A 10,612-nucleotide genomic window follows, 5' to 3' on the forward strand; every position below is an offset into this window, starting at 1 on the left:
GGATTTTACCACTAAAGCCGCCTGCACCGCAGCAGTATTCCGGTGCCAGAGGGATAAAAGTGGTTACGAAAACAGCGATCGCGCCGCAAGAGGTCTGTTCAGAAGAGAAGGGAATGAAAAGAGGATTGTTGCAAACGTACAAATAAAAACGACTGGCCTCCCTGACCGGAGAGAGTGCCAGGTTAACCAGTCGATTTTTGCAGTTATGGCGTTATGCCAGAACCATAGACGGGGCTTTGAACGCCAGCGGCAATTCCGCTTCGTCTTCGAAGGTCACATATTCCCAGGCTTCCTGTTTTGCCAGAACAGCCTGCAACAGTTTGTTGTTCAGTGCGTGACCGGATTTATACGCCGTAAACGCACCAATGATGTTGTGACCACACATGAACAGGTCGCCAATCGCATCCAGCATTTTGTGGCGAACAAACTCATCTTCGAAACGCAGGCCATCTTCGTTCAGTACGCGATAATCGTCAACTACGATGGCACAATCGAAGCTACCGCCCAGGCACAATCCACGGGACTGGAGGTATTCGATATCACGCATGAAACCGAAGGTACGCGCACGGCTAATCTGGCGCATAAATGCGTCGGCAGAGAAGTTCATCGCGTAGCGTTGCGTGCTTGCATCAATCGCCGGGTGATTGAAGTCGATGGTAAAATCGAGAGAAAAACCGTTGTGCGGTTTAAACTCAGCCCATTTATCGCCGTCTTCAACGCGCACGGTGTTTTTGATGCGCACAAATTTTTTGGCGCTGTTCAGCTCTTCGATCCCTGCATCCAGCAGCAAGTAGACGAACGGTGCAGCACTGCCATCCATAATCGGGATTTCCGGCGCATCGACTTCAACAACGATGTTGTCGATACCCAGCCCCGCCAGAGCAGCATTCAGATGCTCAACGGTCGAAATCCGCACGTCATGCTCGTTGACCAGACAAGTACAGAGCATAGTATCACGCACAGATTTAGCATCAGCCGGAAAGTCTACCGGTGGATTTAAGTCAGTGCGACGATAGATGACCCCGGTATTTGCCGGCGCAGGGCGCAACGTCAGGGTGACTTTCTTGCCGGTATGCAAACCGACGCCAGTCGCCTGAACGATACGTTTAAGTGTCCTTTGTTTGATCATCGTATAATCTCGCCTAATTACCAATCCAACCAAATTGTATAACACAATCGGTGGGCCAGTTTAGCACAAAGAGCGAAGAAGCCCAACTTCCAGCAAATTCTTAGTCCGCTTGCTTACGCAGAAACGCTGGAATATCCAGATAATCCGGCTCTTTAGTGGTCTGCGGCGCATTGTCGTTAACCACTTTCGCCGGTTTCTGCTCCTGCTGCATCGGCTGCATGCCGTGCTGCTGGTAACGATCCATCACAGGCTGTTGCGCTTGTTTGTTTGTCACCAGCGTGATTTCCGGACGTTTGTCCATACCGATACCGGTCGCCACCACAGTCACACGCAGTTCGTCGTTCATATCCGGATCAAGAGAAGTACCGATAACCACGGTCGCGTTATCCGAAGCAAACGCACGGATAGTATTACCCACAGTTTCGAACTCATCCAGGCGCAGGTCAAAGCCCGCAGTGATGTTAACCAACACGCCACGCGCACCAGACAGGTCGATATCTTCCAGCAGCGGGCTGGAGATCGCCATTTCGGCGGCTTCTTCCGCACGGTCTTCACCACTGGCAACGCCGGAACCCATCATCGCATAGCCCATTTCGGACATCACCGTACGCACGTCTGCAAAGTCGACGTTCATCAGACCCGGACGCGTAATCAGCTCTGCGATACCCTGCACCGCGCCTTTCAGCACGTCATTCGCTGCACCGAAAGCATCCAGCAGAGAGATGCCGCGACCCAGCACTTTCAGCAGCTTGTCGTTCGGGATAGTGATCAGTGAGTCAACATGCTTGGACAGTTCAGTAATACCCTGCTCCGCGAATGCCATGCGCTTCTTGCCTTCGAAATTGAAAGGCTTAGTCACCACAGCAACGGTCAGGATACCCAGATCTTTTGCCACTTCGGCGACGACTGGTGCAGCGCCAGTACCGGTCCCGCCGCCCATGCCCGCAGCAATAAAGACCATATCAGCGCCTTCCAGCGCAGCGCGCAGCGCTTCACGGTCTTCTTCCGCGGCGTTACGGCCAACTTCAGGGTTTGCCCCTGCGCCCAGACCTTTAGTGATTCCACCACCGATCTGGATGGTTTGACCTACCGCCGTTTTACGCAACGCCTGCGCGTCGGTATTCACTGCGAAGAATTCAACACCCTCAATGCGCTCGCGCACCATATGTTCTACGGCATTACCGCCGCCGCCACCGACGCCGATGACTTTAATCACCGCGTCGTTGGTTAATTCCATTGGTTCAAACATAGTTTCTCTCCGTCTTGTGCCTGTCGCCTGAGACCGTTAATTTTCGGCGGTCTCTGAAAAAAATTAAAACTCTTTTCGCAGCCAGCTATTGATTCTTTTGAACCACGAGCCAACTGACACACGTTTTTCCACTTCCGCTTCACCACTCAAATGGGTCTCTTTCCCGTAGTGAAGCAGCCCAACCGCCGTTGAATAGTAAGGCTCCTGGGCATAATCGGTTAAGCCAGTAATATTGAGCGGCGCACCAATACGCACCTGCGTATGGAACACGCGCTGCGCGCAGGCCGCCAGACCTTCAATTTGCGCCGCGCCGCCGGTCAATACAATCCCCGCCGCCAGGTGATGTTTCACCCCTTGCTGGCGAAGCTGTTCCTGCAACTGCAAAATTTCGTCGTTCACCAGATTGAGCAGCTCGGTGTAGCGCGGTTCAATCACATCCGCTAACGTCTGACGCTGCAGACTACGCGGTGGACGCCCACCCACGCTCGGCACCTCAACACTCTCATCTTTACCCACCAGCGAACCCAACGCGCAACCATGGCGAACCTTGATCGCTTCTGCATCGCTTGGCGGTGTACCGAAAGCGTAAGCAATATCGCTGGTTACCACATTCCCTGCGTAAGGGATCACTTTGGTATGACGCAACGCGCCGCCAGTGTAGACCGCCATGTCCATTGTACCACCGCCGATATCGACAACGCAGACCCCCAATTCACGCTCATCTTCCGTTAATACGGAGTAGCTGGAAGCCAGCCCTGCGAAAATAAGTTGGTCAACTTTTAACCCACATCGTTCAACCGCTTTAACGATGTTTTTCGCCATATCGTTATGACAGGTGATCAAATGCACCTTTGCCTGCATACGCACGCCAGACAGACCTACCGGGTTTTTGATGCCTTCCTGGTAGTCAATGGCATACTCTTGCGGAATGACATGCAAAACGCGGTGTTCATCACGTACACGCACCGACTTGGCGGTATGCACCACGTTTTCAACATCTTCCTGCGTCACTTCTTCTTCTGAAATCGGCACCATGCCAATTTCATTCTGGCAACTAATATGTTTCCCCGACAGCGCAAGGTAGACCGAGGAGATCTGGCAATCGGCCATCAGTTCAGCCTGATCGATGGCGCGTTGCACGCACTTCACCACCGATTCCAAATCGTTTACGCCACCTTTGTCCATCCCACGGGATGGGCAACTCCCCACGCCAATGATATTCACAATGCCATCGGGCAGAACTTCCCCTACTAAAGCGGCTACCTTCGCGGTGCCAATCTCCAGTCCAACTACCAGTTTTCTGTCCGTCGCCTTGATCATTGTTGCTCTGCCTGTGCCTGATTCTGTTGTGCCTGATTTTGCTGCTGATTCGGTTCCTGAACAGGGGCCGCTTTCCAGCCTACAGCCGCGCCTGAGTCATAGCGTAAATCCACGTAGCTTATCTCTTTGCCATCCGTTTGCGCCTGCTGCTGAAGAACCGGGTAGAGTTCAACAAAACGCGCCAGGCGTTTCATGGTATCGCCACGGCCCAGATTAAGCCTGATGTCATTATTCAGCGTTAACTGCCATGAACGCCGTGCGGTCATCGCCGCTTCTTTCAACGTGAACTTATCCTTAGCCAGCACTTGTCCCATATCGCGGTAGCCCTGTAAAACTTCGCTTTCGCTGCCTTCGGGACCGTACAACATCGGTAAAACTTGTTTACTGGTTCGTTCGGCCGGCACGCTGAAAGAATTGCCGTCCACATCAACCATATGCTGATCATTCCACCGTGCTATGGGCACATATTCAACCAGATGAATCTTCAATTCGTCCGGCCACTGCTTGCGAACGCTTGCCTGCTTTATCCAAGGCAGACGCTCGATCTGACTCTGAATAATGTTCACGTCTTGCGTCATAAAGGTGCCGGGTGCGCCCAACGCCAGAATCGTCTGGCGAATATCATCATTGCGCGTGTAGTGGCGATCGCCCGTCACCACCAGTTTCGACAACGGCAACCGCTGCGCATCGTCCATCCACCCCAGCACCACCCAGCCGCTAACAAACACGGTGCACAGCACCGCCAGCAGGAACACGATGCCTGCAAGACGCGTTCCATTATTCCGCCGGGAAGCCGATACCGCTTCCTCATCACGGTTTCGCGTGTTCAGCGCAGCCTGAGACATATCACTCCGCCAGATCCAGAATGCGAACCACAAGTTGCGAGAAGCTCAGCCCTGCCTGCCGCGCCGCCATCGGCACCAGGCTATGGCTCGTCATCCCCGGCGAGGTGTTCGCTTCCAGCAAATAAAACTGACCGTCGCTATCCAGCATCGCATCAATTCGCCCCCACCCGCGACAACCTAAAACACGCCAGGCTTTAAGCACCAGGGACTGTAAAACCGCTTCACGCTCTTCTTCCAGACCTGATGGGCAGAAATATTTCGTCTCATCAGAGAGATACTTCGCCTCATAATCATAGAAGATTCCCGCCGGTTGAATGCGGATCGACGGTAAAATTTCATTTCCGAGTATCGCCACGGTAAATTCGGGCCCACTCAGCCATTTTTCGATCAGAACGTCATCATCATGTTGAAACGCAAGCGCTAATGCTGCGTGCAGATCATCACTGTTGTCGACTTTCGACATTCCAACGCTGGAGCCTTCACGGCTGGGCTTGACAATAACGGGTAACCCCAGTTGGTCAATGCGTTGAATATCATCACTTTTTAGGCCTATTTCGAACTCATCGCGCGTGATGCCAACAGAAGGCGCAACCGGCAGTCCCGCCCCTTGCCACAGCAGCTTACTGCGTAATTTATCCATCGAAATCGCCGATGCCATCACGCCGCTACCGGTATAGGCCATGCCGGTCAGTTCCAGTAACCCCTGCAACGTTCCGTCTTCACCGCCGCGACCATGCAACGCGATAAACGCTTTGCTATAGCCCATCTCTTTCAGGCGAGTGACATCAACATCGCGCGGATCAACGCCATGCGCATCCACACCGCCTTCACGTAAGCCGCTAATCACCGCAGCACCGGAATTGAGCGAAACCTCACGCTCTGCGGAGGTGCCACCGAGCAGGACAGCGACTTTCTCAGCCATTGCTCTCCTCCGGGGTCTGTGGCTTCAGTTTACTCTCCGCCAGACTACGGGCGATTTTGCCGATGTTGCCAGCGCCCTGAATCAGGATCAGATCATTACCGGTCAGCACCGGCGCCAGCATAGCCGCAACCTGGCCTGGATCGGATGCCAGAATCGGATCGATCTTGCCGCGACTACGAATAGTACGGCACAGCGAACGGCTATCCGCGCCCGGGATCGCCGCTTCACCCGCCGGATACACTTCCAGCATCAGCAGCGCATCGACCTGCGTCAGCACATTGGCAAAGTCGTCATACAGATCGCGGGTACGGGTATAACGGTGAGGCTGGAATACCATCACCAGTTTTTTATCCGGCCAGCCCGCGCGTGCTGCTTTAATGGTGGCATCCACTTCGGTCGGGTGATGACCGTAGTCGTCAACCAGCATGGCAGTACCCGGTTTGCCATTCACCCCTTCCAGCGGGAATTCACCAAGGAAGTCGAAACGACGCCCGGTCCCCTGGAAACTTTCCAGCGCACGCAGAATGGCCTCATCTTCAATACCTTCCTCTGTCGCCACGGCAACGGCGGCAGCGGCATTCAGGGCGTTATGACGGCCCGGCGCATTCAGCGTCACACGCAGTTCCGGTTTATCCTGGCGCACCAGCGTAAAGTGCCCCTGCGGCCCAATCTGGCGATAATTCTCAACGCGAACATCTGCATCGTCGCTAAAACCGTAGGTCGTTGTCTGACGGCCCACACGCGGCAGCAGCTCACGGATCACCGGATCATCAACGCACATCACTGCACGGCCATAGAACGGCAGGTTATGCAGGAAGTTGATAAACGTCGTTTTCAAATTCTCAAAGTCGCCCTGGTAGGTATCCATATGGTCGGCTTCGATATTGGTGACAATGGCCACCATCGGTTGTAAATGCAGGAAAGAGGCATCGCTCTCGTCTGCTTCGGCAATCAAATAACGGCTGTGCCCCAGGCGCGCATGCACCCCGGCGGCTTTCACCAGACCACCGTTAACGAACGTCGGATCCAGTCCGGCTTCCGCGTAAATACTTGCCACCATCGCCGTAGTGGTGGTTTTACCGTGCGTACCGGCAATCGCGATGCCATGACGAAAACGCATTAATTCAGCCAGCATCTCCGCACGGCGGATCACTGGAATACGCGCTTCATGTGCCGCGACAATCTCCGGGTTATCGGCAGAAATAGCGCTGGAGACCACAACAACGCTGGCATCACTCACGTTTTCCGGACGGTGATTGAAATAAATAGTGGCGCCAAGCGACGTCAACTGTTGCGTTACCGGGTTCGGGGCCAGATCGGAACCGCTGATCTGATAGCCTTCGTTGGCCAGTACTTCGGCAATACCACCCATGCCGGCACCGCCAATGCCAACGAAGTGAATGTGCCGGACGCGACGCATCTCGGGCACGATTGAACGCAGTTTCGCCAGTTCTTGTGTATTCATTCTCTAAACGCCATCGACTACTTCAAATTCGCGCGGCGCAACAGGCGCCGCCAGTATTTAGGCCTGTGCTGCCAGGCTCACTTCATGCGCCACTCGTTCGGTGGCATCTGGAATGGCCGCCGCACGCGCGCGCTCCGCCATATCCAGTAATGCTTCGCGGTTCCAGCCCGCGAGGATCGCCGCCACCGCGTCAGCGGTGAATTGCGGTTGCTCCAGAATCTTCGCTGCACCTGCTTTTTCCAGCGGCAGCGCATTCCAGTATTGCTGCCGGTCCTTATGCTGGAACGGCACGAACAATGCCGGTAAACCAGCAGCGGCAATTTCACTGACCGTCAGCGCGCCGGAACGGCAAACCACCACATCCGCCCACGCGTAGGCTTGCGCCATATCGTCAATAAATTCCGTCACTTTATGCTGAGGCGCCCCCGCAGCGGCGTAAGCCTGCTCAACCTCCTGCTGTGCGCCTTTACCGCTCTGATGCCAGAGGGTCACCGACTCACCCAGTTTTGCCGCCACCTGCGGCATGGTCTGATTCAGTACGCGTGCGCCTTGCGAGCCGCCGACAACCAGCACACGCACCGGGCCATCGCGCCCCGGTAAACGCTGCTGCGGCAATGGCAGCGCCAGCACATCAACGCGAACCGGGTTACCCACCACTTCCGCTTTCGGGAAAGCACCAGGAAATGCCTGCATCACTTTGGTGGCAATTTTCGCCAGCCATTTGTTGGTCAAACCGGCAATGCCGTTTTGCTCATGCAGCACCACCGGGATCCCCAGCGACCAGGCCGCCAGACCACCAGGGCCAGAAACATAACCGCCCATCCCCAGCACCACGTCGGGTTTAAAGCGCTGCATAATCGCGCGCGCCTGACGCCAGGCGTTGAAAATGCGCACCGGCGCCAGCAACTGCGCCTTGATCCCTTTGCCACGCAGGCCAGAGATACGGATAAAGTCGATCTCGATCCCATGTTTAGGCACCAGATCGGCCTCCATGCGATCCGCGGTTCCAAGCCAGCGCACTTGCCAGCCCTGATCCATTAAATGGTGCGCGACCGCAAGCCCGGGGAATACATGCCCGCCGGTGCCGCCTGCCATCACCATTAACCGCTTCGGTTGACCACTCATCGCAAACCTCGTGTAAACGCCTGGGCTTTTTCCAGACGCGTTTCATAATCTATTCGCAGCAACAGCGTAATCGCCATCGACATAATTAATAAGCTGGAGCCACCGTAGCTGATCAGCGGCAACGTCAACCCTTTGGTCGGCAGCATACCTGCGGCCGCACCTACGTTAACCAGAGCCTGAAAGCTAAACCAGATACCAATAGAGCAAGCCAGAAAACCTGAGAAGCGGTGGTCAATATCCAGCGCCTTACGCCCGATGGACATGGCGCGGAAAGCGACGAAGAATACCATTAAAAGCGCCAGCACCACACCGATATAACCGAGCTCTTCGCCGATAATGGAGAAGATGAAGTCGGTATGCGCTTCCGGCAAGTACTCCAGTTTTTGTATGGAATTACCCAGCCCTTGCCCCCACAGTTCGCCGCGGCCAAACGCCATCAACGACTGGGTTAACTGATAACCACTGCCAAACGGATCTTCCCACGGGTTCCAGAACGACGTCACGCGGCGGATACGGTACGGTTCTGCGAGGATCAGCAGCACAACGGCCGAAATGCCCATACCGATAATGGCGATAAACTGCCACAACTTCGCCCCCGCCAGGAACAGCATCGCCAGCGTCGTAATAAACAGCACCACCACCGTACCCAGGTCCGGCTGCGCCAGCAGTAATACCGCCAGCACCAGAATCACCCCCATCGGTTTGAGGAAGCCGCGCAGGTTATTACGCACTTCGTCGACCTTACGCACGAGGTAGTTCGCCAGATAACAGAACAGCGACAGTTTGGTGAACTCCGCAGGCTGAAAACGCATCAGACCAAGGTCAATCCAGCGCGACGCCCCGTTAATGGAGCTCCCCACAACCAGCACCACCAGCAGCATAATGATCGCAGCGATCAGCATGACAGAGCTGTACTTCTGCCAGAACTCCATCGGTAACCGCAACGTGATCGCCGCCGAGCAAAACGCAAGGAACAGATACAACGCATGGCGTTTAGCAAAGAAAAAGGGATCGTTAGTGAGACGTTGCCCCACCGGCATTGACGCCGAGGTCACCATCACAAAACCGATAGCCGCCAGGCCCAGCGTCAACCACAGCAGCGTGCGGTCATACATCACCAGGCTGTCAGTATCTTTCTCTCTGGAGCCCATCACCCAGCCTTTTAATGCCGCAAACAGCCACGCCAGGATCCCAAATCCTGGCAGGCGCGGCATTCTCGGGCGGGGGAGAGTTAAACGCATCAACCTAACTCCTGCGCCAGACGGGTAAAGACATCGCCCCGTTGTTCGAAATTCTTAAACTGATCCAGGCTGGCGCACGCCGGTGACAACAGCACCATATCGCCCGGTTGCACACGCGAAGCGATAAGGCGCATCGCCTGATCCATGGTATCGGTTTGATCGGCGATCTCCGGGCGCAACGCCGCCAGCTCCGCACCATCACGGCCAAAACAGTACAAACGCACGCGATCGCCACCGAGATAACGCTTCAGCGGCGAAAAGTCGGCGGACTTACCGTCACCACCCAGCAGCAGGTGTAGCGTACCGTCAACATGCAGGCCATTTAGCGCCGCTTCGGTACTCCCGACATTGGTGGCTTTCGAATCGTTGATCCAGCGCACGCCGTTATGATCCAGCGCCAACTGGAAGCGATGCGCCAGACCGGTAAATGTCGTCAGCGCTTTCAGGCTGCTGGCGCGCGGTAAACCTGCGGCATCGGCCAGCGCCAGCGCAGCCAGCGCGTTGGTGTAGTTATGCTGTCCGCTCAGTTTCATCTCTTTTACGTTCAGCACTTTTTCACCTTTTACCCGCAGCCAGGTTTCACCCTGTTGACGGTTCAGGTGATAATCGCCCACATCCACGCCAAAGCTGACACAACGTTCGTCCGCGCCGCGAACCGGCATGGTAAGCGCATCATCAGCATTGACCACGCACACTTTCGCGTTTTCGTAGATACGCAGTTTCGCCGCACGATACTGTTGCAGACCAAACGGATAACGATCCATATGATCTTCCGTCACATTCAGAATGGTTGCCGCCACCGCCTGCAGACTCGACGTGGTTTCGAGCTGGAAGCTGGACAACTCAAGAACATACAGCTCACGCGCTTCATCCAGCAGCATCAGCGCAGGCAGACCAATATTGCCGCCGACGCCGACATTGACGCCGCCCGCTTCGGCCATCTCGCCCACAAGCTTCGTTACGGTGCTTTTACCGTTGGAACCGGTAATGGCCACCACCGGCGCCTGCGCTTCGCGGCAGAACAGTTCAATATCGCCAACGATCTCAATGCCGGCGTCCGCCGCCGCGCTCAGAGAAGGGTGAGCCAGCGCAATGCCCGGGCTTGCGACGATCAGATCCGCCGCCAGCAGCCAGTCATCGTTAAGACTACCAAGATGTCGCTCCACCTCTTCGGGCAGCTTATCCAGCCCCGGCGGTGAAACGCGCGTATCCATCACCCGCGGCGTGACACCGCGCGCGAGGAAAAAGTCCACGCAGGAAAGGCCTGTCAGGCCTAAACCGATAATGACGACCTTTTTACCCTGGTAATCTGCCAT

At 55.5% G+C, this 10,612-nt stretch carries 9 protein-coding genes; all 9 read right to left on the minus strand.

Annotation, left to right across the window (positions count from 1 at the left end; genetic code table 11):
* Positions 1–211 precede the first annotated feature (211 nt).
* Positions 212–1,129: a UDP-3-O-acyl-N-acetylglucosamine deacetylase gene (gene lpxC, locus N7922_RS20685; RefSeq protein WP_263098053.1), complete on the minus strand. Its 918-nt coding sequence runs from the start codon at positions 1,127–1,129 to the stop codon at positions 212–214.
* Between the two features lie 100 nt (positions 1,130–1,229).
* Complete coding sequence (gene ftsZ / locus N7922_RS20690; RefSeq protein WP_263098054.1) at positions 1,230–2,378, minus strand: cell division protein FtsZ; 1,149 nt, start codon at positions 2,376–2,378, stop codon at positions 1,230–1,232.
* 63 nt (positions 2,379–2,441) lie between these two features.
* Positions 2,442–3,698: a cell division protein FtsA gene (gene ftsA, locus N7922_RS20695; protein ID WP_061497690.1), complete on the minus strand. Its 1,257-nt coding sequence runs from the start codon at positions 3,696–3,698 to the stop codon at positions 2,442–2,444.
* Complete coding sequence (gene ftsQ / locus N7922_RS20700) at positions 3,695–4,543, minus strand: cell division protein FtsQ (RefSeq protein ID WP_263098055.1); 849 nt, start codon at positions 4,541–4,543, stop codon at positions 3,695–3,697. Before ftsQ ends, ftsA begins: the two co-directional genes overlap by 4 nt.
* A gap of 1 nt (position 4,544) precedes the next feature.
* Positions 4,545–5,465, minus strand: a complete 921-nt coding sequence (locus N7922_RS20705) for a D-alanine--D-alanine ligase (RefSeq protein WP_263098056.1) — start codon at positions 5,463–5,465, stop codon at positions 4,545–4,547.
* On the minus strand, positions 5,458–6,930 hold the full coding sequence (murC, locus tag N7922_RS20710; RefSeq protein ID WP_263098057.1) for a UDP-N-acetylmuramate--L-alanine ligase: 1,473 nt from the start codon (positions 6,928–6,930) through the stop codon (positions 5,458–5,460). Before murC ends, N7922_RS20705 begins: the two co-directional genes overlap by 8 nt.
* 57 nt (positions 6,931–6,987) lie before the next feature.
* Positions 6,988–8,055, minus strand: a complete 1,068-nt coding sequence (gene murG / locus N7922_RS20715; protein ID WP_263098058.1) for an undecaprenyldiphospho-muramoylpentapeptide beta-N-acetylglucosaminyltransferase — start codon at positions 8,053–8,055, stop codon at positions 6,988–6,990.
* Positions 8,052–9,296, minus strand: a complete 1,245-nt coding sequence (gene ftsW / locus N7922_RS20720; protein ID WP_263098059.1) for a cell division protein FtsW — start codon at positions 9,294–9,296, stop codon at positions 8,052–8,054. The genes murG and ftsW overlap by 4 nt, the downstream gene beginning before the upstream one ends.
* The gene (murD, locus tag N7922_RS20725) at positions 9,296–10,612 is read right to left on the minus strand and encodes a UDP-N-acetylmuramoyl-L-alanine--D-glutamate ligase (protein WP_263098060.1); all 1,317 of its coding nucleotides are present in this window, start codon (positions 10,610–10,612) and stop codon (positions 9,296–9,298) included. Before murD ends, ftsW begins: the two co-directional genes overlap by 1 nt.

It is taken from the genome of Kosakonia sp. ML.JS2a (assembly GCF_025642095.1).
In the GTDB taxonomy this organism is placed as follows: domain Bacteria; phylum Pseudomonadota; class Gammaproteobacteria; order Enterobacterales; family Enterobacteriaceae.